We start from the raw sequence: 22901 nt of genomic DNA on the forward strand, positions 1-22901 counted from the left end.
TTGATCAACTCGTCCGCCACGGAAAGTAGAAACCGAACGGTGGCCGGCAACCCAACCACCGCCAACCCCGGAACCAAACGCGCAGGTTCTCGACCGCTCTGTGCGCCACTAGAACTGGACTCTGCCGCGACGTGAGGGCCCCCTACGGTCACTATCCGTAGATAATGTGATCCACATCACACAAATTCTGTTAACCTGGCCGTCACATGGCAGCTCGGCGGCGCGCGCCCCGCCCCATCTACTGCCGAGTAGATAGACATCATTCGCGACGAACCACCTAGCGCGGAGCAGAGAAGGCGTGGTACTGCTATCGCCCGCGAACAATTTTCCTAACCACCGACACCGCCAGCGGAGGAAGCCGCCGGCTGGCGACCCAGTAGAAACGGGGTCAAGCGGGGGGGCGCGGTACCAGCAACGAAAGTGAGCGCGCGACAGTTACTCTCCTGGAGACCCAACAATGAGTCCCTCGATCCGTCACCCGCCGTCATTTCGGGCCGCCGCCGTCGCGCGCGTCCTCCGTTTACGTCCCAGTCATGCCTCCGAATCGGCCGCAGTCCGGGCCGTCGCGGCCGGGCTGGGGATCAACGCCGAGACGCTTCGGGGCTGGGTCCGCCAGGCCGAGATCGACAGCGGTCGCAGGGAGGGCGTCACCACCGCGGCGCGGCAGGAAATCTTCCGGCTGCGCGTCGAGCTCGCGAACGCCCGCCGCGCGCTCGAGAAGGCCACCGCGGCGACGACACAGCTCGCCGCCGCGCTCCCGCAGGACGGAACCCAGGGTGCCGACGGCGCGTACAGCTGAGCCACCCACCGCTGATCAGATGTCCGACGACGCCGCCCACCCGGCCGCAAGGACCCGGGAAGAGGCGTCGTCCACTCGTGGGCGCGGCGGGGGCCGGCATCGCCGGCCGCCGTCGCGCGCGGGCCGCCTGGCGCGGACCCTCGGCCCGCCGACCGTCGGCCTGCCACTCGTCCTGCTCATGCTGATCTTCTGCCAGTCGCCCCCACCCGGACACGACGCGACCGCGAGCAGCCAGACAGCCACCACGCGATCGACCGACTACCCCATGCCGTCCGCTCTCGCCGTCTCCCCCGGCATTTCCAGCGGCGTCTCGGGTGACCGTGTACCGACCGGCGCACTCGCCACCGCGGCAGCCGCGAGCCCGAGTCCCGCCAGCACGGCGGGCGGTCTGGTCGGCCTGGCCGGCGGCGAACGACGGATCCCGCTACCCGTCCTGACCGCCTACCAGCAGGCCGCCGCCACCCTCGCCGGCGAGCAGCCGGCCTGCCACCTGCGCTGGCAACTACTCGCCGGCATCGGCAAGGTCGAGTCCGGCAACGCCACCGGACGCCAGATCAGCCCCGACGGCACAGTCACCCCGACGATCCTCGGCCCGCGGCTCACCGGCCACGGTGGCTTCGCCCGCATCACCGACACCGACCACGGCGCCCTCGACCACGACACCACCTACGACCGCGCCGTCGGCCCCCTCCAGTTCCTCCCCTCTACCTGGGCTTCCGCCGGCCGCGACGGCAACGCCGACCACCGCAGGGACCCCAACAACATCCACGACGCCGCCCTCACCGCCGGCGGCTACCTGTGCGCCCACCACCGCGACCTGGCCAACCCCACCCAGCTCGCCGCCGCGATCCGCGCCTACAACCCCTCCGACGCCTACGTCCGCGCCGTCCTCGCCTGGACCACCGGCTACACCACCAGCACCCCCACACCGGTGGCCGTCACGACGAACGCCGGCGCCACCAGCCCGGCCGACCGCGAGCAGACCGCCGACCCCTACCCGGTCTTCGCCCTCACCCCCGTACAGACCACCCCCGCCGCCCCGTCCGGCTCCCCCGCCTCGGCCGACTGCGCCCCCATCGCGATCACGACCGGTAGCCTGACCGCCGTCCTCACCACGAGCACCCTCGACCTGACCGGTCGCTACACCGCCGCCGCCACCAACCCCAACCCCAACCCCAACGGAACGATCGACGTCCACACCATCGCCCGCGACCCCACCGGTCGGGTCCTCGCCACCACCGACCGACAGCTGCCCCTCAAGCCCGACGACCTCCCCGCCGTGCTCACCCAGCTGCCTCTTGACCACCTCACCGACCCCGGCCGCACGACGACCGTCACCATGGTCCTCACCGTCGCCCCGCCCGGCTGTCCGAACCGAACCCTCACCGCCCTCACCATCACCAACATCACCCGGCCGGCCAGCACCCCCAGCCCGACCGCGACCCCCAGCTCGACCGCAAGCCCGAGCGCACGTCCCACCCCCAGCCCCAGCCCCACCCCCGCCAGCACGCCCAGAACCCCGTGACCCCGAGACCCCCGGGAAGGAGCCCACTCCGGTGAGTCGGCACCGCCGGTCCGCTCCTCCACCGTCGGCGCCCGGCAGGGCCGCTCGCCCGGCAGGCCTGGCGACCACCAGGCAGCTACCCACCGTCCCGGCGCCGGCCACGCCCAGGCGCCGACCCGCGGCGGCTGCCACGGCCAGGCCGAGACCCGCCGGGCCCCGCAAGGGCGCTCATCGCAGGCCTCAGCCCACCAGCAGCCGGGGCCTGGGACCGGTCCAGCTGCTCGCGATCCCCCTGATCGGCCTGCTCCTGCTCCTCGGCGACGAGCAGCACCCGGCCGCGGAGAACGGGACCAGCACGCTCACCACGCCGAGCAGCAGCCGGCCCGCGACAGCCGCCGGCTACCCGACGCCATCGCAGTTCCCCCAGACCGACACCACCCTGGCCGCCACCCCGTCCGCCCTGGACGCCACGACCCCGAGCGACCCGTCAACACCCACCGCGACCATCAGCTATCCGACCAGCGCCCCGCCCGTCCCGTCAGCCACCGCGGCACCCGGCCCGACGACGCCGGCTCAGCACCCTGCACTCGCCGCCCCGGCCAGCTCCCCGCCGCTCGTCCTCATCCCCCTCGCTGCGGCGACCACGACCGTCAGCCCGACACCCACGCCGGCAGCCACCACCCCGCCCAGCATCACGATCACCGCCAGCGCCCTCCCTGCCGAAGAGACCGCCAGCCCCAGCCCCAGCCCGAGCACCACGGCCAGCCTGACCATGACCCCGATCCCGATCATCACCCTGACGCCCAGCGCCGCCTGCGACGCGATCACCCTCACGCCGGCCAGCCTCGCCGCGACGGTCGACCAGACCGACGGCCACCCAACCCTCACCCTCACGGGCAGCTACGCAGCGCCCGCGAGCGCCGCGCCTGACGACCAGACCACCGTCCACACCGACGTCCGGGGCAGCGCGACCGACGACACCCCACTACTCCAGGCCGACATCACCGTCCCGGCCCAGCCCAGCGACGCCCCAGCCGTCCTGGCCACCATCGACCTCGGCCAACTCCCGACACCCGCGCCGAGCACCCTCACACTGACCCTCACGACCACCCCGGCCAGCTGCGCACCCGTCACCCTCGCCACCGTCGTGATCATCGACGTCGCCGGCCGTCCTGAGGCTCCGGCAGGAACGTGACCAGCACCAGCGAGAGCAGCGGGACGAAGCACAGGACGGTGAAGGCCGCGGCGATGCCGTGGGCGTCCGCGACGGCACCCCAGACCGGGGCGCACAGGCCCCCGGCGCTGACCGCCAGCCCGAGCGTGACGCCGGACGCGGTGCCCGGCCGGGTCGGCAGGTAGTCCTGGCCCAGCTTCACCAGGACGGCGAACGGGATGTTGAGGGCGAGGCCCGTCGCCACCGCGGCGACCAGACCGGTGCCCGAGGAGGGCGCCAGCCGCAGCAGGACAAGCATCGGCACCACCAGCACGGTGCCCGCCTGGACGGCGCGCACCGCGCCGATGGCGTCGGCGACCCGCCCGCCGGTCAGCGTGCCGGCGACGCCGCCCACCATGAAGCAGGCCAGCGCCGCCCCGGCCGCGGTGTGGCCGGCGTGCAGGTGGCGAATCCAGTAGAGCTCGATGAACGTGCTCACCCCGAACAGCACCACCGACCGGATCACCTCGACGCCGGTGAGCACGAGAAACGGGTGCCAACGGTCGGTGCCGGCGACGGCCACCGGCCCCGCCGGGACGGCGGCCTGCCGCTGGTGGGCGCGCAGCAGGACGTAGCCGATGAGAACCGCCGGCGGGATGAACACGGCCGTCGCCGCCAGGCCCCAGGCCGCGAGCAGCGGCGTGGCGAGCACCGGCGCGAGGAAGAACCCGACGCTGCCGCCGGCGGCGAAGACGCTCATCGCCGCCGCCTGGTCGCCCGCGGCGAGCCGCGCCGCCTTCCCCGCGGCCGGGTGGAACATCGACACGCCGACGCCGGACAGCAGCAGCGCGAGCCAGCTCAGCGCGTAGGTCGGCAGCACGCCGGCCAGCCCCGCGCCGATGCCGGCGAGGCTCACCCCGGCCGCCGCCATCCAGCCGACCCGACGCCGATCGACCAGCACGCCGACCAGCGGCTGGGGCAGCGACCCACCCAGCGTCGCAGCCAGGGTGAGCCCCGACGCCGCGACGTAGCCGTAGTGCCGGTCGAGCACGAAGTACGGCACGCTGGCGGGCACCAGGCCCTGGTACAGGTCGTCGATCGCGTGCGCGGCGGCCCACACCCGCATCCGCCGCCACGCCGAAGCCGCAGAGGGCGCCTCGATCTCGGCCGTGGCCGCGGCGCCGACCGGCGCCAGCGGTGCCTCGGCCAGCGCCGCGACCCCGCCGGGCTGGCCGGTCTCGAACTCTGTTCTCACCTGTTGCTCCTTGGACAGCTCCTCCGGACGGTGCGTCCGCCCGCGCCGGCCCCGGGGCCGCACCGGCGAACGATCGTCAGCATGCTGCCCGGACGCGGCGGCGGGCTGCCGCCAACCCGTAAAGTTCTGTCGATGGACCGCCTCCACCTCGCCGGTCCGACGCGGCTGCGCCTGGCGGCCCAGGAGCGGGTCGACTGGCACGACCACGCCGAGCACCAGCTCGCCTATCCGGGCAGCGGAGTCCTGCGCGTCACGACCGCCCTCGGCTCCTGGGTGGTGCCGCCGCTGCGGGCCGTGTGGCTGCCCGCCGAGCTGCCGCACGCGCACCGCGCCTACGGGCCCACCCAGATGCACTCGCTCTGGTTCGGCGCCGACGACGACCCGTTCGGCGCGCGGACCCCGACCGTCGTCGCGGTCTCCGACCTGCTGCGCGAGATCATCCGCGCGCTCACCGACCCCGCAGTGCAGGACGCCGACCGCGCCGACCTGACCAGGGTGCTGCTGCGCGGACTGCGCCCGGTGGCCGCGCCGCGCCTGCACCTGCCGCAGCCGAGCGACGACCGGCTCGCCGGCATCGCCGAGGCGCTGCGGCGCGACCCGGCCGACCCGCGCACGCTCGCTGAGCTCGGCGCCACCGTGGGCGCCAGCGAGCGCACGCTGAGCCGGCTGTTCCGGGCCGAGACGGGGATGACGTTCCCGCAGTGGCGGGCCCAGCTGCGGCTGCATCACGGCATGGCGCTGCTGGCGACCGGCGAGCAGGTCACCACGGTCGCCCTGACCTGTGGCTACAGCACCCCGAGCTCCTTCACCGCGGCGTTCCACGCGGCGTTCGGCGTCACCCCGACCCGCTACGCCCAGGACTCGCGGCCCTCCTGACGGACGGCCCGGGTCGCCAGGTCCGCGCCGGCTGGCAGTTGTTGCGGCCGGGCGGCCGACGGGATGAGGCTGGAACGGCGGCAGCTGGCCTGCCCGCAACGTGCCAGAGCGACCGGAGGTCGACCATGCCGCGCTTCCACCACGCCAACCTCGGGGTGCCGCCGGGCCTTGACGAGCGTGAGGGAGCCTTCCTCGTCGGCGTCCTCGGCTACCGGAAGCTGGTCCCGCCGGCCGAGCTGGTCGGCAGGGCGCAGTGGTACCAGGCGGACGACGGGAGCCAGATCCACCTCAGCGTCGATCCCGACCACCGGCCGGCGGCCCGCGCCCACACGGCGATCGAAGTCGACGAGGGGGTCGAGGGCCGGCTCGACGCCGCCGGCGTCCCGTACCGCTCCGGCAGCTTCGGCGACCTCGTGGTGATCTTCTGCGCCGACCCGGCCGGCAACCACTGGGAGCTGCGCCGCCCGCTCGCCCGGTAGCCGTCACCACCGGTCGGCCCGAGGGTGCCACCGCACCCATCGCGCGCCCGAGGACCTGGCGGCCCGAACTGGACGTGGATCAGGGCGCGGCATGGTGACGCTGCGACTCCGCGCCTGGAAACCATCGTTACGGTCCGGTTTCGCCATGGATTCTGCGGTCCAAAGGGGGTAGTTTCTGCGCGGTTCGCAGCAACGGTCGGCCGGAGGTATCGCCCATGTCCGCAGTCGCCCCGACGGTCGCCGTTCGCACACCGCCCGAGAAAGGGCTGAAAACCGGGGCGCTCGGGCTCGCGTCCTCCGTGGTGATCGGTGTGGCCTCGACCGCGCCGGCCTACAGCCTCGCCGCCACGCTCGGGCTGGTCGTGTCGTTCGTGGGCATCCACACGCCCATCGTCGTCATCCTGGCGTTCGTCCCGATCCTGTTCACCTCGATCGGCTACGCCGAGCTCAACCGGGTCGACCCCGACTGCGGCACGACGTTCACCTGGGCCGGGCGGGCGTTCGGGCCGAGCGCCGGCTGGTGGGGCGGCTGGGCGATCATCGCGGCCGACGTGCTGGTCATGGCGAGCCTGGCCCAGGTCGCCGGCCAGTACCTGTTCCTGCTGTTCAACGCGGACGGGATCGGCTCCGACCCGGCCAGCGCCTGGGTGCTCCTGGTCGGCATCCTGTGGATCATCCTGATGAGCTACATCTGCTATCGCGGCATCGAGATCTCGGCCAACATCCAGAAGGCGCTGCTCGCGGTCGAGGTCGTCGTGCTGCTCGTCTTCTCGATCGTCGCCCTGGTCAAGGTCGGCGCCGGGACCGCGCCGGTCGGGTCGCTCGGCGTGAGCTGGTCCTGGTTCAACCCGTTCGGCGGCGACTTCGCCAGCTTCTTCAACGGCATCACGCTGATGCTGTTCATCTACTGGGGCTGGGACTCCGCCGTCGCCGTCAACGAGGAGACCGACAACCCGACCGAGACGCCGGGGCGCGCGGCCATCCTGTCGACGGTGCTGCTGCTGGTGACGTACATCCTCGTGACGATGGCGGCCCAGTCGTTCGCCGGTGTCGGCGACAGCGGGATCGGCCTCGCCAACCCGGACCACTCCGGCGACGTCCTGTCGATCCTCGGCAAGGCTGTCTTCGGCGGATCGGGCTTCGGGTCCGTCCTGTCCCACCTGCTGATCCTCATGGTGCTGACCTCGGCCGCGGCCTGCACGCAGACGACGATCCTGCCGACCGCCCGGACCACCCTGTCGATGGCGGTCCACAAGGCGATCCCGGCCTCGTTCGCCCGCATGCACCCGAAGTACCTGACGCCCACCGTGTCGACCGTCGTCATGGGCGGGATCTCGGTGGTGCTGTACGTCGCGATGAACTACATGTCGTCCGGCCAGGTGATCAGCGACGCGGTCACCGCGATCGGCCTGTTCATCGCGATCTACTACGGCCTCACCGGCTTCACCTGCACCTGGGCGTTCCGTAAGACGCTGCTGCACAGCATGCGGTCGTTCTGGCTGCGGGGCGTCCTGCCGACGCTGGGCGGCCTGATCCTGTGGTTCGCCGGGGCGTGGACGGTGTGGAGCGGCTGGGACGTGGCGACCGACGACAGCTACACGACCTGGCTGATGCCGTTCGCCCCGCACTGGCGGATCGGCGGGGTCTTCCTGGTCGCGTTCGCCTCGGTGCTCGTCGGGCTGGTCGCGTTCGTCGCCTGGCGGATCGTCAAGCCGTCGTACTTCACCGGCGAGACGCTGCGACAGGACCTCGCTGTCACCGAGACCGGCGAGATCGTGCACATCGACCCAGGGCCGGCCGGCGCCTGAGACCAGAAAGCTAGACCTCCCGTGGGCGCCCGCCCGTGGACGCTGCCGCATGAAATCGAGCTTTTCAGCCATGGAACGTCTCCCGGCTGTCGAGTTCACTGCGGAATGTGAGCAGAACAGCGGCTCACGCGCGGACACCCACGGGAGGAACCGGCATGTACACCCAGGCAGGCGGATCACAGCCCCTCGACGTCACCGGCCCGCCGGTCCTCACGAACCTCGTGCTCGTCGGCGCGACCGTGCTCACCGGCCTGGCCGCCGGGGTGCTCGCCCTCTACGCCCACACCGTCATGCCCGGCCTGAAGCGGACCGACGACCGCACCTTCGTCGCCGCGTTCCAGTCGATCGACCGGGCGATCATCAACCCGTGGTTCATGTTCACCTTCTTCGGGGCGCTGATCCTGACGGGCGTGGCAGGGGTGCTGCACCTCGGCTCCGACCGGCGTTCCGTACTGCCCTGGCTCGTCGGCGCCTTCGTCCTCTACCTGATCACCGTGGTCATCACGGTCGCGATCCACGTGCCCCTCAATGACGCCATCAAGGGCGCCGGCGACCCGAACCACATCGATGTGGCCCGGGTCCGGGCGGCCTTCGACGAGTCGAGATGGGCGGCCTGGAACCTCGTCCGGACGATCACGACGACCGGCGCCTTCGTCATCCTCGTCGGCGTCGTGGCGGCCAGGCACCGCTGAGGATCGACGCCCTGTTCCTTCGTCTACCGTGAGGCGCCATGGACGTCGTCGCCGGCCTCCTCAACGGGCCGCGCGCCCACGGGGCGTTCCTGCTGCGTTCGTCGCTGACGCCGCCCTGGTCGCTGCGCATCCAGGACGAGGCGCCGCTCACCCTGGTGGCGGTCGTGCAGGGCGACGCGTGGGTGGTCCCCGACGGGAGCCAACCTGTGCGGCTGCACCAGGGAGACGTTGCCGTCCTGCGGGGCCCTGACCCATACACGTTCGCCGACGACCCGACCACGCCGCCGCAGGTCGTCATTCACCCCGGCCAGCGGTGCACGACGCCCGACGGCGAGCAGCTGGTCGCGATGAAGGAGCTGGGCGTGCGTACCTGGGGCAACAGCCCGCAGGGCGCGACGGTGCTGGTCACCGGCACATACCAGGTGCTCAGCGAGATCTGCCGGCCGTTGCTGGACGCGCTGCCCGCACTCGTGGTCCTGCCGGGCGAGTCCTGGGACACGCCCCTCATCCCCCTGCTGTCGAGCGAGGTCGGCAGGGACGAGCCGGGCCAGGAGGCCGTGCTCGACCGGCTTCTCGACCTGCTGCTGATCGCCGTGCTGCGCACCTGGTTCGCCCGCCCCGACGTCGACACCCCGACCTGGTACCAGGCCCACAGCGACCCGGTCGTGGGCGGCGCCCTACGGCTGCTCCACGACGACCCGGCCCGCCCCTGGACCGTCGCCGAGCTGGCCGCCGCGACCCACGTCTCGCGGGCGGCCCTGGCTCGCCGGTTCACCGACACCGTCGGCCAACCGCCGATGGCCTACCTCACCGCCTGGCGCCTGGCCCTGGCCGCCGACCTGCTGCGGCCCGGCACCTCCATCAGCGAGGTGGCGACGCAGGTCGGCTACGGCAGCTCGTTCGCGCTCTGCACCGCCTTCAAACGCGTCCGCGGGATCAGCCCGCGCGAACACCGGGCCCAGGCTGGCCACTCCCAGGCTCAGGTCGCCGCGACCAGGCCCTGGCCGCGTCAGCCCGCCTGAGCCGGCAGGACCGGCAGGACGATCGACGAGACATGCGCCGCGTCGTGGTGCACGCGCTGGGTCGCGGTGAGCAGCGTCGTCGCGGTCGCGAGCGGCTCGCCGGTGCCAAGGTTGCGGTTGTAGCGAGGATGCGCCCCGCAGGAGATCTGCACGCGGATCCGATGGCCGGTCTGGAAGTGGTGGGCGGCCGGCCACAGCTCCAGGCGCGCGGTGCGCACGGTCCCGGGCGGAGCCTGGGGGTCGGGCGCGAGCCGGACCAGCCGGTCACAGACGTTGGTCGAGACGCCGGCCGCGGACACGTCGCACAGCCGCACGAAGATGTCGAAGGTCTCGCGGTCCGAGCTGACCTCGATCGACGCGGTCACCGTGCCGGCGAACTGCACGGGCGCGGCCAGCGCCGGGCCGGTGTAGGTCAGCACGTCGTCGCGGGCCTCCAGCTCCCGGTTGTCCTGGGCACCGGCGTCACGTCCCAGTCTCGGGCCACCCACCGACGGCGTCGGGTCCGCCGGGTCGTAGCGGATGACGTCAGGCTCCGCGTCGGCCGGCGGCTCGTCGCTCGACAGCCCGCCGCTTGGCTGGAGGTGGTAGCTCGTCGCGACGATGCCCGGCGGCGGCCAGTGCGGGTACTCGCGCCACCCACCGCCCTCGCCCGTGACGTAGGCCCGGACGATCGGCTCCGGCGCGGCGCCGACGCCCTTCACCTGCGCGTCGAGGAAGGTGAGCGTCTCGGTCACGGTCGGGGCGGCGGCGCCCCGGGAGACGTGGAACCAGGGGCCGACGACGAGACGGGGCGTGTTGCCCGCCGCGTGCAGGGCCTGGTAGCTCTCGATCTGCCAGGGCAGGAAGATGTCGTACCAGCCGGTGACCATGAGGACCGGCGCGGTGACGTTCGCGACGGTCGGCCGGTGGTCCTGGCGGGTCCAGTACTCGTCGTCCAGGCCGTGGGTGAGCCAGTCCTGGTAGAAGTCCACGTGGCGGCCGACGGCGACCTTGTCCGACTCGGACAGCGGCAGGGTCGCCAGCCCGCGCCGCAGCGCCGGTGAGCCGCCGCGCAGCTGGGCGAGCGCCACCCGGGCCATCCCTCGGCCACCGGCCTGCATGTTCGCCATCATCGACGACCATTCCAGGCAGTTGGCCAGTGAGAAGGAGCCCCCGTCGTAGGTCGGCAGCCCGAAGTGCGGCATCGTGATCGTCGGAACGATCGCGGCGAGCTGCGCCTCCTTCTCGCCGGCGACGGCCCACTGGGTATAGCCGAGATAGCTGGGGCCCATCGTCGCGATCGTCCCGCCGTACCAGGGCTGTTGGCGAATCCACTCCAGCGCGGCCAGTCCGTCGGCCTTCTCGTTCACCTGTGGCACGAATGGCCCACCCGAGCCGAACGTGCCGCGACAGCTTTGGATGACCACCTGATAGCCGCGCTCGGCGAAAAGAAGACCCTGAGTGGCACCAAAAAGGGCCCGTCGGCCGTAGGGAGACCGAACGAACAAGATCGGCGGGGGCGTGCGCTGACCGGCTTCATCCGGGTCGTCGGCCGGATAATAGCGGTCAGCAAGGAGAATGTGCCCGTCCGCGCCGGGAATCCGAAGGTTCTTCGCCACCTTCACCCGGGCCGTCGCCGCCGGTAGACCATACCGCTTGCCGATCAGCCGGCTCGCGAAAGACATAGGCTCATACCCCACAACACTCAGAGCAACGATGACCTGGCCCGCCTAGGCCGTACCCGACGACGGCGAGCGTAGCGGCGAGATCGGCGCCCCGAACGCCAAGGGTTCCACTGAGCGGAAGAATCCCCGGCTCCCCCGAGCGTCGGACCCTCCGTCGGCCCGCTGCCCCCGCCCGCCCGGAGCGCTGAGCGCGTGGCAGCGTGACCTTCCGTCACCGTGACGACTGGTGCTCTCCGGCTCAGGCCAGGATTCGCGACTTCTCCCGCTCGAACTCCGCCTGGGTGATCTCCCCCTGCTTGCGGAGCTCGGCAAGCTTCGCCACCTCGTCGGCGACCGCGCGGGACTGTACGGCGGAAGAACTGAATCCCTGGTAATGGGTCGCGCGCTGCTTTCTGTCCTCGGCCGACCGCTCACTCATTCCGTCACCCCGGAGAACCATGTAACAGAGGACACCCACCAGCGGAAAGACGATCGTCCCGACCACCCAGCCGGCCTTGCCCCACCCCGACAGGTCGTGGCTGCGAAAGACGTCGGACACCACGACGAAGAGCAGCCCCATCCACACCGCGAACAGACAGAACCAGAGCAATGTCACGAAAGCACCCAGAAAGGGATAGTTCATCGATTGTCGCACCCCCCGTTGCAGCTTTGGACGGCCACCGGCGACGTCCCTCGCCGTCGTTACCCAGAAACAGGCCAGTTGACCGCGGTGTCACCGCGCCGGCCCCTGCCGGTCAGGCGGCCTCCCCATGAGCCCGATTTCCCCGCGCGAGTGGCTGGTGGTGGCGCACGGCGGGCATAGCGCCTGGGTGGAGCTGGTGCGGCGGGGGGCACCCGTGTCGGGCCGGGTGTCGCTGCGGGGTGCTTTCACGGTGCGCCGGCCGCCACCCGGGCGAGGGCGCCTCGCGCTCGTCAGCGCGCTGGCGACGGGGATCCCGCTGATCGTCGGGGAGCTGACGGGCCAACTCGCCCTGGGGCTGACGGCTACCCTCGGGGCGGTCACCGCGATCTACTACCCGAGGTCGAGCTGGCGGTACCGGGCACGGGCGCTCCCCGTGGTCGCGGTGGGATCGGCCGCCGCGGGCACCGTCGGGGCCCTGTCCGGGGGCAACCCGTGGCGAACGGCGATCGCGGTGGCCGCCGTGGCGTTCGTCGCCACCGTCCTGTTCGCGGCCCTGCTCGCGCCCCAACCCGGCGCCGTGCCGATCGTGGTCGCCTGCGCCGTCGCCACCCAGCTTCCGCCCGGCATCGCGAACATCGGGACCCGGGCCGGGCTCACCCTCGCCGGCGCGGCCTTCGCCTACCTGCTCACGATGATCGGTGCCCGCGGCGACCAGACCGGGCCGAGCAGACGCGCCGTGGCCGAGGCCCTGAAAGCACTCGCGACCATGTCCGACACCGTGGGCACGAAACAGACCGAGGTCACCCGGCACGACGCCGAACGGGAGATCCGCCGCGCCGAGGTCATCGTCGCCCGGGACCGCCCCGGCGGCGCGCTCGCCGCCATCGCCGCCCGCCTGCGCCGCGTCTTCACCCGGATCGTCGACTACGCGGCCCTCACCGGACGGCCCCCTCCGGACAGCGTGGCCCGGCGGCTGCTGGACTATGCCGCCGACGTCGCCAGCGGCCGCTATGACCCGGGCCGAGGCACCGGCGCACGGCGATGGCGCCCACCGCCGCGGCCCCGGGCGGCCGCCGCCGGTGACACGGCGCTGGCCACCGCCTGGACCGGGGCCTCCGCCCGCGCGAGCAGTCTGGTCCACCGCGCCGCCGCGCCAGGCCGCCGTCCGCAACGGACCCGAAGCTCGTCGCGAACGGCGGCAGCCGAGCGAGGCACCCGCACCGGCCGAGCGGCGGCGCGGCGCGGACACGACCACACGTCCTGGGCCTGGCACCGACTCGCCGTGACGGTCGCCGACCTGGCGCACCCGACCGGCGTGCGGCCGCTGGCGCCGATCATCGCGCCGACCCGTGACCTGCTCGCGGACGGGCTGCGGCCCCGCTCCCCGGCCTGGCCCTGGGCGACGCGGTGCTGCCTCGCGACCGCCGTCGCCGCGCTGCTCGCGATCGCCGCCGGTGTCGACCGCCCCTACTGGGCTCCCGTCGCCGCCGCCTCCGTCCTGGAGGTCCGGACGGCCCGGGTCGCCGGGCAGCACACCGTGCAGCACATGCTCGGAACGACCCTGGGCGCACTCGCCGCCTTCGCGCTGCTGACCGTCCCGTTGCCGGTGTGGTCCCTGATCGCCAGCGTCATGGCCCTCCAGGCCGCGATCGAGCTGCTCAACCCCGCCAACGGAGGGTTCGGGGCGCTGCTGGTCATGCCGTTGACCATGCTCGTCGCCCAGGTCTCCGGGCCAGGGCAGTCGGCCGAGTCGCTGCTGGTCTCCCGGCTCGTCGACACGTTGCTCGGGCTCGCCGTCGGCCTGGCCGCCTCGCTGCTCCTCTGGCCTCGGGTCGCCGGCCACCGGCTGCCGTACGCGCTGTCCGACTGCGTGGGCGCCATCGGTGCCCTCCTGGCGAACCTGCTGGCCGAGGCGCCAGGCGCTCCCCCTGGCCCACGCTCAGCGCCACGGCCAAACGAGCGTGTGGGGCGGGAGGCGCGGCGCACCCAGCGGGATCGGCGGCGGGGAGCGGCCCGCCACCACGTCGAGGCGACCCTCGAATGGCTCTCTGAGATGCACGTCGAAGCCAACAACGAGCCCGGAGAAGCGGCGCGGGCTACCTGGCCGACGGTGGTCGCCGCCCGACGGCTCGGCTACCTCGTCCTGCTCGAACCACCAGGGCTGCGCGACGCGCTGCCCGCGACCGCCGGGACCCCCGAAGGCATTCGGCTCCTGTTCGGCCAGCTCGCCGCCGGCATGCGTGGCGACGCCCCACCGCCGCTACGCCAGCCAGTCCAACTACCCCCGTTCCCGCCCCTGCTGCGCGAGTTCGCCGCCCTCGTCGACTCCGCCCCACAACGCTGAGCCGGCCGTATGTGCACTGTCCATGTGACAACCGGAGAAAATAGAGTGCGGACGTGATGAAGATCGGAATCACCTATCCGCAGAACGAACTCGGGGGTGATCCTCAGGCGCTGCGCCGGTTCGCCGTCACCGCCGAGGAACTCGGATACGACCACCTTCTCCTCTACGACCACGTCGTCGGCGCGGTCGCAGGGGTCGAGCGCCAGCGGCCGGCACCGGCCCGCGCCTACCACGAGAAGGACCCGTTCCACGATCCGCTGGTCGCCTTCGGCTACCTCGCCGCAATCACCCAGCGAATCGAACTCGTAACTGGCATCCTGATCCTGCCGCAGCGTCAGACGGTCCTGGTCGCCAAGCAGGCAGCCGACGTCGCCCTGCTGTCGGGTGGCCGGCTGCGGCTCGGCGTCGGCGTCGGCTATAACCCGGTCGAGTACCACGCGCTCGGAGCCGAGTGGACGACCAGAGGCCGCCGGCTCGACGAGCAGATTCCCTACCTGCGCCTGCTCTGGGCCGGAGAACCGGTCACCTTCAGCGGCGAGTTCGACCAGATCGACCGCGCTGCTGTCTACCCGCCACCGCCCCGGCCCATTCCGATCTGGCTCGGCGGCTCGTCCGAGGCCGCTTTCCGCCGGGCAGCGCGGCTGGGCGACGGCTTCGTGTTCGGCTACGGAATGCGCGAGGAGGCCCTGCTCGCCTGGTCACGGGTCCGCGAGTTGCTGACGAAGGAAGGCCGCTCGCACAAGGACTTCCGCGCACTGTTCAATCTGCTGCCGGACGCGCCCGGAACCTGGGCTGCAGAGACCATCGAGGCGCTCCCCCGGCTGCGGGACGCGGGCGCGACCGACGTCGCGCTCACCAGCGCCCGCAACGGCCTACGCACCCTCGACGAACATCTCGAATTCATCTCCGACCTGAAGCAACGCGCCGACGCCAGCCTCGGCTAATGCCGCGACCACCAAAGTCCGCCAGCCGTGTTGATCGCCGTTTTCGCCCTCTGGTGGCTTTAAACAGACCCCGGTAACGACCACCCGAGGGCCGAAACGGCGATCATGACCTTCTCTCTCCGGTCCGCGCCGAGGCCGGCGGCTGATTCTCCCCAGAGATCGCCGCGAAAACCCGTTCGACGGTGTCCTCTTTCTCCCCCGTGGGCGCGACGTAGTCGATCGCGGCCCGGGCGGCCGGCTCTCCGAGCGTGCGGGCGATGACCCAGGCCGCGAGGTACTGCGACGCGAGGCAGCCACCCGCGGTGGCGACGTTGCCGACAGCGTGGAACGGCTTGTCCAGGACCGGCACCCCGCACGCCTCGACGAACGGGCGGCTGGTGGCGTCCGTGCACGCCGGGACGCCCGCGAGCAGCCCGAGCCGGGCCAGGACCAGCGCACCCGAGCACTGCGAGCCGATCAGCTGCCGGGCCGGGTCGAGCGACAGCGACGCGATCAGGCTCTCGTCGCGGACGATGTCGCGCGTTCGGACACCGCTCCCGACCAGCACGACGTCGGCCTGCGCGGCGAAGGCCAGCGGGCGCTGGCCGGTCACCTCGACGCCGTTCATCGACGTGACCACGGGCATGGGCGTGGTGAGATAGGCCGTCAGACCGTCACGGCGGCACCGGTTGATGATCGCCGCGGCGATGAAGCTGTCCAGCTCGTTGAAGCCATCGAACGTCAGGACGGCAACCGTGAACGCTGGTCGAGGCGAAAGCGATGAGGCACCGTTACCGATAGCGCTGTTCTCAGCAGTCACGGAAAACGATAACACTGGCGGGCAAGGCGGTGAGGGGCGATGAAGGGGCTGTTGTTGCGGCTGTCGGCGCTCGACGCCGACGCCGAGAGCGCGGTTCGGGTGATCGCCTACTTCGACGCGCTGGTGGCCGCCCGCGCGGACGCGGCCGCGCTGGTCCGGGCGACCGCGACGCTCGCGGAGTGCGGCGCGGGCCTGGAGACGCCGCGGGCAGGGCGGGTCCGGTATCGCGCGGACGGTTCGCCCGCGCCCGCCGATGCGGCCGGCGAACCCGGTCCCGCCGAGCCCGACCGGGTGTCCGGCTGGACGAGCGTCGGCGCGGACGGCCGGGTGTGGCTGGAGCGATCAGGGCCGGCGCGGGCGCTGGACGAGATCGTGCTGGAGCGGATGGCGATCGCGGCGCAGGTCGTCGACGCGCGGGCCCGTCCGTCTCTGCACATCGCCGACCCTGCCCTGGTGGAGCTCGCGCTCTCGGAGCGGGAGTCGGACGAGGACCGAGCCCGGGCGCTGCGCCTGTTGGGCCTGCTGCCCGACGTCGCCATCCGGGCGGTCGGGATCTGCGTGCCGGCCGGCGTCGACGTCGGCGTGCAGGCGGTCGCGCTGGTGGCCCGTGGGCGGCTGGGGTCACGGACGGTGCGGGTGGCGGTGCTGGGTCGCACGGCGGCGGTCCTGCTGCAGGACCGGGCCGCGACGGCCAGTCCGGCCGGGGAGCTGCGCCGGGCGCTCGCCGAGCGCGCGGCGAGCGGGACGGGCCGAAGCGCGGACGATCAGGGGCACCCGGGGGCCGCTACTGGGCGTGACGACGGAGCCCACCAGGCGCGGGTGGGCGTCGGTGGGCCCGTGGAGGGGCTGGAGGCGCGGGCCTCGTGGCGGCAGGCCCGGCTGGCGCTGCGGTTCGCGGCGCCCGGGGCGGCGGACACGGCGGTCGTCGACTACGCCGAGCTCGGGTCACTGGCGTTGCTCGCCGACCTGCCGGTGGACCGGCTGCGCCACGACCCTGACGTGCGGGCGCTCGAGAACCTGGCCGCCTCGCCGGCGGGCGCCGCGGACGTCGCCGTCCTGGAGGCGTTCTGCCGGGCGGGTTCGCTGCGGCAGGCGGCCTCGGGCCTGCACCTTCATCACAGCTCGGTCGCGGCTCGGGTGGCGCACCTCGAGGACGTCCTCGGCTGGCGGCTCGACGAGCCCGAGGGCCGGTTCCGCGCCCATCTCGCGCTGCTGGCCCGCCGCCTCGCCACCACTGCGTAGCGCGGGGCGGTCGGCGCGGCGGCTGGCGCGCGCCGACGAGTGGCGGGCACTCACGCCTCTATACCCGACGCCTGTCGGGTGACCCGAGCCACACCAGTCGGGCAGAGTGCCAGCAACCACCGCCGAGGGGACCTGCCCGATGACTTACCGATTCGACCCGGAACTGGCCGCCATCGTCCCGATGCTGCCCTCCGTCGACTTCACCGACCCGCCGACGGTGCGGGCGCAGATCGAGGAGCTCACGCGCGCCTTCCAGACCGACACCGAGGGCGTCGACGTCCAGGACCTGCTGGTCCCCGGGCCCTCGGGCGACGTCCCAGTCCGGGTCTACCGGCCGGCCGGCGCGACCGGGACGACCGCCGGCGTGCTCAACATCCACGGCGGCGGCTTCGTCATCGGCAACGTCGGCATCGACGACGGGTCCTGCCTGGGCCTGGTCCGCGCGCTCGGCGTGGTCATCGTCTCCGTCGACTACCGGCTGGCGCCGGAGCATCCGTTCCCCGCCGGGCTCGAGGACTGCTACGCCGCGCTGGAGTGGACCGCGAAGAACGCCGCCGAGCTAGGCCTCGACCCCACCCGCCTCGCGGTGCACGGGTCGAGCGCGGGCGGCGGTCTGGCGGCCGCGCTGGCACTGCTCACCCGCGACCGCGGCGGGCCCCCGCTGTGCTTCCAGTTCCTGGGATTCCCCGAGCTGGACGACCGGCTCGACACCCCGAGCATGCGCGCCTTCGTCGACACCCCGATGTGGAACCGGCCCAACGCGATCATCAGCTGGGACGCGTACCTGGGCGCGGGCGTCCCGGGTAGCCCGGAGGTGTCCGCCTACGCCGCCCCGGCCCGCGCGGCCGACCTGACCGGCCTGCCACCTGCCTACGTCTCGGTCATGGAGTTCGACCCGCTTCGCGACGAGGGCATCGCCTACGCCCAGGCGCTGCTCGCCGCCGGCGTCCCGACCGAGCTGCACCTGTTCCCCGGCACCTTCCACGGCTCCGGAATCGTCGGCCAGGCCGCCGTCAGCCAGCGCGAGAGCGCCGAGGCCAAGGCCGTCCTCGCCGCAGCCCTCGGCCTGCCCCTGCGCCCGTGAGCCCCGCCGCCAGCTGACCATCCGGGGCGGCGGCCTGCCTCCGCTCGCGCACCGGAGACTCGCGCACCAGAAAGAGGGGCACCATGTTCCGCCGTCGAAGGACCGCGTTCGCCGCGGGATTATCCGCCGCCGCGGTGCTGCTGGCCGCAGGCTGCGGCTCGTCGTCAGCCGGCGGCGCGGCCGGAGGCGGGACCACCGGCCCGGCGACCCAGAAGATCACCATCGGGATCATCGCCGACCTGACCGGGGCCGCGGCCTCCCCCAACAAGTCGGTCGTCGCGGGCGTCAAGGCCGGCACGTACTACGCGGCCCGCAACGGCTACACCATCAAGTACGTCGTCGGCGACACCGCGACCAACCCGGCGAGCACCCTCGCCCTCGCGCAGAAGTTCGTCACCCAGGACCACGTGTTCGCCGTCATCGCCAACTCCGCGCTGCTGTTCACCGCCGCGAGCTACCTCACCGCGCACAACGTGCCGGTGATCGGCGCCAGCGCGGACGGCCCCGAATGGATCACGTCGAAGAACATGTTCTCGATCTGGGGCCCGCTGCAGACCACCAAGGTCGCCACGACCCAGGGCAAGTTCCTCAAGCTGATGGGCGTCACCAACCTCGCCGACGTCGCCTACTCGCTCCCGATCGCCTCGGAGGCTGGAGAGGGCACCGCGGTCTCCGCGCAGGTCGCCGGGGTCAAGGTCGGCTACCTCAACACCAAGGTCACCCTCGGCTCCGACGTCGCGCCCCTCGTGCTCGCGATGAAGGACGCCGGAGTCGACGGTCTTGTCGCCCAGATGAGCCCGGACGCGGCCTTCGCGATCGTTAAGGGCCTGCGCGACCAGGGCGTCAACCTCAAGGTCGCGCTGCTGCCGACCGGCTATGGCGGTGACCTGCTGCAGGCCGGGCCGGGCGCGCTCCAGTCGGCCCAGAACGTCTACTTCCTCTCCGGCTACGAGCTGATGGAGATGCAGACGCCGGCGACCAAGCAGTTCGCCGCCGATCTCAAGAGCGCCGGCACCACGACCGCGCCCACGTACGCCATGTACAACGGCTACGTCTCGGTCGGCCTGCTCGTCGCCGGTCTCAAGGCCGCGGGCGCGAACCCGACTCCCGCCTCGCTGATCACGGGGCTGGGCACCATCCACAAGTGGAACGCCCTCGGCCTCTACGGCAGCCACACCGTCGACATCAACGACCGCGAGAACGTCGTCTCCGGCGCCGACAACTGCCAGTGGATCGCGAAGCTGCAGGGCAGCGTCTTCAAGGCCGTCCCGAACGCCACCCCGATCTGCGGTGACGTCGTCCCTGGGCGCACGGTCGCGCCGTCCTCCTGAGCCGGGCGGCGTTCCGGCCCTCGGCCCTGTGGCCCGACGCATCCGCGGTATCGGCCTCCACGGCCGTATCGCCCAGAAGCGGACGCAGCCATTGGGCCGAGGGGTCGGCGTCGATGAGCAGGGCCTTGACCAGCAGCGTCATCGGAACCGCCAGCAGCGCCCCGAGCGGACCGAGGACGAAGGCCCAGAACACCAGCGACAAGAAGGTCAACGTGGCCGACAGCCGCACCACGTTGCCGACGACCTTCGGCTGGATGAACGACTGGACGACCATGTTGACCGCTGAATAGACCACCACGACCCAGATCATGCGGGCCACACCGCCCTCGAGCAGGCCGAGCAGCGCGGGTGGAATCAGGCCGACGACGAACCCGATGTTGGGAATGTAGTTGGTGATGAACGACAACAGCCCCCACAACAGCGGAAGCGGCACTGCCAGCCATTGCAGCGCAAGCACGTCGAGAGCGGCCACGATCAGCCCGAAGAGCGTCGAGACGGCCAGATAGCGGCGGGTGTTGCGAGCGAAATCCCGCAATGCTCCCACCAGGAGTGGCCGTGACCCGGCGACCACGTCAAGCCGCCGCGTGAAGGACTCGCAGTCGATTGCCAGGAAGAACACCAGCGTGACGAGGAAGACCAGGCTGGAACCCGCCGAGGTCAGCCCGGAGAGAATCCTCTGCAACACGCCGGACAGCTTGGACAGGTCCAGCCGGCTCACCGCCGTGCTGGCCTGTTCCGGCTGGACGCCGAGATCCTCCAACCACCGGGTGCCCTGGTGTAGCAGGTTCTCGAACTGCGGGCGGTAGTCCGGCAGCAACGTCACCAGCCGGGCGACCGACACGACCAGCGCGGCCAGCAGACCGGCCAGGATCGCGTAGATCGCCACCATGACGACGACGATGCCGATCCACCCGGGCACCCCGCGCCGCCGCAGCCGGGCCTGCAGCGGGTGCACCGTGACGACGAGGACCAAGGCCAGGAAGGCCGGGCCGAGTGTGTCCCGGAAAGCCCGGACTCCGGCCGTGGCGACGACCAGAGACGCCATTCCGAGCAGAATTACCAGCGGGCGGGTCAGCGGTCCGGGTGAGGTACCGGTCGACGACATCCGCATCTTTTTTTCCGGCCCTTCCGCCGAACCCGGCAAAGAGCCGTCAGACGCCGGTGAGAAGCGTGACGACGCCGCTGGCGAGGAAGTATAGCCCGCTCGCCGCCGCGAGCAGGAGGACGACATCCCATCCGTGCCGGTTCATCCAGCCGTTGTAGGCGGCCAGAATCTGACCGGTCCGACGGGGCGCCAGGAGTCTGAGTAAAATCGGCAGCTCCACCATGAGCAGTACGAGACACGCACACACGAACAGCGAGACAATGGTGACGCCCCAGCCCTGGTCAGCGTCGGCGAGATTCTTCAGGGCAGCGACATAAAGCGCCGAAGGCAGATAGGTCATCATTCCGACGAGAAAGACCGCACGGACCCCGCCGGTCCCCGTGCGGCCGACGGGCTCCTTCGGCGCCGGGCCGGGCCGCTGAGCCGGCCCATCAGCTGGGCGCGAGGGGATCGTGACGGGCTGGGCCGGCCGGCGGATCGTGGTCGGACGGTGTCGGACGACCCAGAGCGCCAGGAGGAGCAGTGCCACCCCAAGAAACGTCTGCAGGCCGGCACCGAGGGCCCGTTCCTCCCCCTGAGGCAGCTGCGCGGCGCGAAGGATCACGAGAATGGCGGCTCCGGCGCCGACGGTGACGGCCGCCGCCCCGCCGAGGTAGGCGAAGGCGTGCCGGAGCGAGGGGGGATCGCCCAGGTAACGCACCACGATCGCCAGTCCGAGCGGATAGATGCCGGCGGCGATGGCCAGCGGCAGCGCGCCGGTCATCATCGTGACTCCAGTCGGCCGCCGGCCTCGGCGCCGAAGGCCGCTCGGTGCGTGGTCATCCAACGCCGGCGACCGGTCGCCGGGCGCCGCGCCGCCCCCCCGGGGGGGGGGGGGGCGCCCCCCCCCCCCCCGCGCCCCCGCCCCCCGCCCCCGGCGCCGCCTCACGGATCTCGGGGCTGTGCGCCACCGCGCCCGCGTACCAGCGGCCATAGCGGCGAGCACCCGACGGTGCGGTGATGCCATGCAGGACCACGCTCATGCCGACCGTCAACATCACGACGGGGACGATCTGGCCCTGTTCGGGCAGCCCGCTGGTGGCGACCAGGCCCGCGAAGACGATGGAAGCGAGCCCGCGTGGCCCGAACCAGCCGACGTAGGCCACGGTCTGGGGAGCCAGCCTTGACCGGGACAACGCCAGGGCGACCGGGACCATCCGGATCACGGTCAGGCTGAGCAGCCCATAAGCCACCGCTGTCCAGGTCGCGGATTCGAGAGCTGGCGCGAGGAACAGCGCGCCGAACAGCATGAAGCTCACGGAGACGCCCAGGTTGGCGGCTTCCTCGGGCAGCCGCAGCGCGGCGGACAGGCTCTCCCGTGCCACCAGGCCGGCAGCCAGACCGGCGACCCACGCGGCGATGAAGCCACTTCCGTCGATCAGGTCCGCCAACACGTACGCCAGCACGGCCAGGGCCAGCAGCGCCGCCGACTGCCAGCGCCGCCCCGACCATCCGCTGTTTTTCGACCACCGCAGCGCGACCGCGCCGACGGCGCCCAGCGCCAGGCCGACCGCGGCGGAGGCGACCAGCGCCCGCAGCAGCACCGTTACGGCATACCCGGAACCCGCCGCGTTCTCCTCCTCCTGCGCCAGTGCCAGGAAGATGGTCACGAACGGTAGGACCAGACCGTCGTTCAGGCCGCCCTCGACGTTGAGCGCATGCCGGATCAGTCGGGGCACCCGCTCGTCGGTGATGACCGGCAGTCCGAGCGCGGAGTCGGTCGGTGCCAGCACGGCCGCCAGCAGTGCCGCCCCCCACGGCCCGAGGTCGTGGAACAGCGCCCAACCGAGCATCCAGCCGACCGCCATCGTCAGCGGCAGCCCGAGTCCCAGCAACCGACCAGGCAGCGGCGCCTCCGTCGCCCAGGAGCCGACGTTGGCCCCCATGGCGTCGCTGAACAGCACGACGGCGAGGGTCAGCTCCAGAAAGATCATGGCGCCGTGCCCGGCCTCGGCCGGGTTGACCAGACCCGTGACCTGCTCGCTCGCCAGTAGGCCGGCGGCGGTGAACACCATCGCGCCGCTGATCGGCGTGTGCCACAGGCGTCGTTCGACCAGTGCGTAGCCGAAGATCGCCACCGCCACCGCCGCGACCGCCGGGTCCATGCCGTGCTCCCGCCTGGAGTGACCGCGGACCTGG

Annotated in this window: 20 protein-coding genes; 13 read left to right on the forward strand and 7 right to left on the reverse strand. The window is 72.2% G+C overall.

All coding sequences use genetic code 11. From position 1 onward, the window contains the following. Positions 1 to 457: 457 nt before the first annotated feature. From I6A60_RS01290 to I6A60_RS01300, 3 genes are read left to right on the forward strand one after another with little or no spacing between them, the layout of a single operon-like run. Entirely contained in the window at positions 458 to 799 is a 342-nt protein-coding gene (locus I6A60_RS01290; RefSeq protein WP_203020175.1) for a transposase, read from the forward strand. A 19-nt stretch (positions 800 to 818) separates the two neighbouring features. Beyond that, complete coding sequence (locus tag I6A60_RS01295) at positions 819 to 2324, forward strand: lytic transglycosylase domain-containing protein (protein WP_203055536.1); 1506 nt, start codon at positions 819 to 821, stop codon at positions 2322 to 2324. A gap of 31 nt (positions 2325 to 2355) precedes the next feature. Further along, positions 2356 to 3498 carry a hypothetical protein gene (locus tag I6A60_RS01300; RefSeq protein ID WP_203016295.1) on the forward strand — a complete coding sequence of 381 codons (1143 nt, stop codon included), beginning with the start codon at positions 2356 to 2358 and terminating at the stop codon, positions 3496 to 3498. Here I6A60_RS01300 and I6A60_RS01305 read toward each other — a convergent pair. After that, on the reverse strand, positions 3455 to 4711 hold the full coding sequence (locus I6A60_RS01305; RefSeq protein WP_203016294.1) for an MFS transporter: 1257 nt from the start codon (positions 4709 to 4711) through the stop codon (positions 3455 to 3457). The two genes, I6A60_RS01300 and I6A60_RS01305, sit on opposite strands and share 44 nt — an antisense overlap. Before the next feature lie 132 nt (positions 4712 to 4843). Between I6A60_RS01305 and I6A60_RS01310 the strand changes: the two genes are divergently transcribed. The 5 genes from I6A60_RS01310 (at position 4844) to I6A60_RS01330 (ending at position 9588) form a co-directional block, all read left to right on the forward strand. Further along, positions 4844 to 5587 (forward strand): helix-turn-helix transcriptional regulator, encoded by a 744-nt coding sequence (locus tag I6A60_RS01310; protein ID WP_203016292.1) that lies wholly within the window; start codon positions 4844 to 4846, stop codon positions 5585 to 5587. Between the two features lie 125 nt (positions 5588 to 5712). Then, positions 5713 to 6066: a glyoxalase gene (locus tag I6A60_RS01315; RefSeq protein WP_203016290.1), complete on the forward strand. Its 354-nt coding sequence runs from the start codon at positions 5713 to 5715 to the stop codon at positions 6064 to 6066. 215 nt (positions 6067 to 6281) lie between these two features. Next, positions 6282 to 7874, forward strand: a complete 1593-nt coding sequence (locus tag I6A60_RS01320; protein ID WP_203016289.1) for an APC family permease — start codon at positions 6282 to 6284, stop codon at positions 7872 to 7874. A 155-nt stretch (positions 7875 to 8029) separates the two neighbouring features. Continuing rightward, positions 8030 to 8566: a DUF1772 domain-containing protein gene (locus I6A60_RS01325; protein WP_203016288.1), complete on the forward strand. Its 537-nt coding sequence runs from the start codon at positions 8030 to 8032 to the stop codon at positions 8564 to 8566. Positions 8567 to 8604: 38 nt separating this feature from the next. Next, a complete protein-coding gene (locus tag I6A60_RS01330; RefSeq protein WP_203016287.1) occupies positions 8605 to 9588 on the forward strand; it encodes an AraC family transcriptional regulator in 984 nt (327 codons plus the stop codon). Here I6A60_RS01330 and I6A60_RS01335 read toward each other — a convergent pair. Then, entirely contained in the window at positions 9576 to 11252 is a 1677-nt protein-coding gene (locus tag I6A60_RS01335; RefSeq protein WP_203016286.1) for a CocE/NonD family hydrolase, read from the reverse strand. The genes I6A60_RS01330 and I6A60_RS01335 overlap by 13 nt on opposite strands. Positions 11253 to 11490: 238 nt before the next feature. Continuing rightward, positions 11491 to 11874 (reverse strand): SHOCT domain-containing protein, encoded by a 384-nt coding sequence (locus tag I6A60_RS01340; protein WP_203016284.1) that lies wholly within the window; start codon positions 11872 to 11874, stop codon positions 11491 to 11493. A 127-nt stretch (positions 11875 to 12001) separates the two neighbouring features. Between I6A60_RS01340 and I6A60_RS01345 the strand changes: the two genes are divergently transcribed. Continuing rightward, positions 12002 to 14218 (forward strand): FUSC family protein, encoded by a 2217-nt coding sequence (locus I6A60_RS01345; protein WP_203042496.1) that lies wholly within the window; start codon positions 12002 to 12004, stop codon positions 14216 to 14218. Between the two features lie 56 nt (positions 14219 to 14274). Further along, positions 14275 to 15162 (forward strand): LLM class F420-dependent oxidoreductase, encoded by an 888-nt coding sequence (locus tag I6A60_RS01350; protein ID WP_203016317.1) that lies wholly within the window; start codon positions 14275 to 14277, stop codon positions 15160 to 15162. Between the two features lie 103 nt (positions 15163 to 15265). Here the strand turns inward: I6A60_RS01350 and I6A60_RS01355 are convergent, their stop codons facing one another. After that, positions 15266 to 15940, reverse strand: coding sequence for a DJ-1/PfpI family protein (locus tag I6A60_RS01355; protein WP_203016316.1), 675 nt, complete (start codon positions 15938 to 15940; stop codon positions 15266 to 15268). 60 nt (positions 15941 to 16000) lie between these two features. Between I6A60_RS01355 and I6A60_RS01360 the strand changes: the two genes are divergently transcribed. The 3 genes from I6A60_RS01360 to I6A60_RS01370 all read left to right on the forward strand — a co-directional run bounded on the left by I6A60_RS01360 (position 16001) and on the right by I6A60_RS01370 (position 19618). Further along, the gene (locus I6A60_RS01360; protein ID WP_203016281.1) at positions 16001 to 17203 is read left to right on the forward strand and encodes a helix-turn-helix domain-containing protein; all 1203 of its coding nucleotides are present in this window, start codon (positions 16001 to 16003) and stop codon (positions 17201 to 17203) included. Between the two features lie 139 nt (positions 17204 to 17342). Further along, positions 17343 to 18287 (forward strand): alpha/beta hydrolase, encoded by a 945-nt coding sequence (locus tag I6A60_RS01365; RefSeq protein WP_203016280.1) that lies wholly within the window; start codon positions 17343 to 17345, stop codon positions 18285 to 18287. An 83-nt stretch (positions 18288 to 18370) separates the two neighbouring features. Then, positions 18371 to 19618 carry an ABC transporter substrate-binding protein gene (locus I6A60_RS01370; protein ID WP_203016279.1) on the forward strand — a complete coding sequence of 416 codons (1248 nt, stop codon included), beginning with the start codon at positions 18371 to 18373 and terminating at the stop codon, positions 19616 to 19618. Here the strand turns inward: I6A60_RS01370 and I6A60_RS01375 are convergent. Genes I6A60_RS01375 through I6A60_RS01385 form a run of 3 tightly spaced genes read right to left on the reverse strand, consistent with a single transcriptional unit; the run spans position 19545 to position 22867 of the window. Next, complete coding sequence (locus tag I6A60_RS01375) at positions 19545 to 20729, reverse strand: AI-2E family transporter (RefSeq protein ID WP_238434539.1); 1185 nt, start codon at positions 20727 to 20729, stop codon at positions 19545 to 19547. The genes I6A60_RS01370 and I6A60_RS01375 overlap by 74 nt on opposite strands. A 40-nt stretch (positions 20730 to 20769) precedes the next feature. Next, a complete protein-coding gene (locus tag I6A60_RS01380) occupies positions 20770 to 21486 on the reverse strand; it encodes a GAP family protein (RefSeq protein WP_203016278.1) in 717 nt (238 codons plus the stop codon). 55 nt (positions 21487 to 21541) lie between these two features. Next, the gene (locus I6A60_RS01385) at positions 21542 to 22867 is read right to left on the reverse strand and encodes a cation:proton antiporter (RefSeq protein WP_203055537.1); all 1326 of its coding nucleotides are present in this window, start codon (positions 22865 to 22867) and stop codon (positions 21542 to 21544) included. Positions 22868 to 22901 lie beyond the last annotated feature (34 nt).

The organism is Frankia sp. AgB1.9 (assembly GCF_016786355.1).
Lineage (GTDB): Bacteria > Actinomycetota > Actinomycetes > Frankiales > Frankiaceae > Pseudofrankia.

Coding starts and splice junctions, on each gene's coding strand:
- I6A60_RS01330 (WP_203016287.1), top strand. CDS start 8,605: ATGGACGTCGTCGCCGGCCTCCTCAACGGGCCGCGCGCCCACGGGGCG.
- I6A60_RS01370 (WP_203016279.1), top strand. CDS start 18,371: ATGTTCCGCCGTCGAAGGACCGCGTTCGCCGCGGGATTATCCGCCGCC.
- I6A60_RS01375 (WP_238434539.1), bottom strand. CDS start 20,729: ATGCGGATGTCGTCGACCGGTACCTCACCCGGACCGCTGACCCGCCCG.
- I6A60_RS01335 (WP_203016286.1), bottom strand. CDS start 11,252: ATGTCTTTCGCGAGCCGGCTGATCGGCAAGCGGTATGGTCTACCGGCG.
- I6A60_RS01380 (WP_203016278.1), bottom strand. CDS start 21,486: ATGACCGGCGCGCTGCCGCTGGCCATCGCCGCCGGCATCTATCCGCTC.
- I6A60_RS01340 (WP_203016284.1), bottom strand. CDS start 11,874: ATGAACTATCCCTTTCTGGGTGCTTTCGTGACATTGCTCTGGTTCTGT.
- I6A60_RS01365 (WP_203016280.1), top strand. CDS start 17,343: ATGACTTACCGATTCGACCCGGAACTGGCCGCCATCGTCCCGATGCTG.
- I6A60_RS01350 (WP_203016317.1), top strand. CDS start 14,275: ATGAAGATCGGAATCACCTATCCGCAGAACGAACTCGGGGGTGATCCT.
- I6A60_RS01360 (WP_203016281.1), top strand. CDS start 16,001: ATGAAGGGGCTGTTGTTGCGGCTGTCGGCGCTCGACGCCGACGCCGAG.
- I6A60_RS01315 (WP_203016290.1), top strand. CDS start 5,713: ATGCCGCGCTTCCACCACGCCAACCTCGGGGTGCCGCCGGGCCTTGAC.
- I6A60_RS01320 (WP_203016289.1), top strand. CDS start 6,282: ATGTCCGCAGTCGCCCCGACGGTCGCCGTTCGCACACCGCCCGAGAAA.
- I6A60_RS01310 (WP_203016292.1), top strand. CDS start 4,844: ATGGACCGCCTCCACCTCGCCGGTCCGACGCGGCTGCGCCTGGCGGCC.
- I6A60_RS01385 (WP_203055537.1), bottom strand. CDS start 22,867: ATGGACCCGGCGGTCGCGGCGGTGGCGGTGGCGATCTTCGGCTACGCA.
- I6A60_RS01295 (WP_203055536.1), top strand. CDS start 819: ATGTCCGACGACGCCGCCCACCCGGCCGCAAGGACCCGGGAAGAGGCG.
- I6A60_RS01290 (WP_203020175.1), top strand. CDS start 458: ATGAGTCCCTCGATCCGTCACCCGCCGTCATTTCGGGCCGCCGCCGTC.
- I6A60_RS01325 (WP_203016288.1), top strand. CDS start 8,030: ATGTACACCCAGGCAGGCGGATCACAGCCCCTCGACGTCACCGGCCCG.
- I6A60_RS01345 (WP_203042496.1), top strand. CDS start 12,002: ATGAGCCCGATTTCCCCGCGCGAGTGGCTGGTGGTGGCGCACGGCGGG.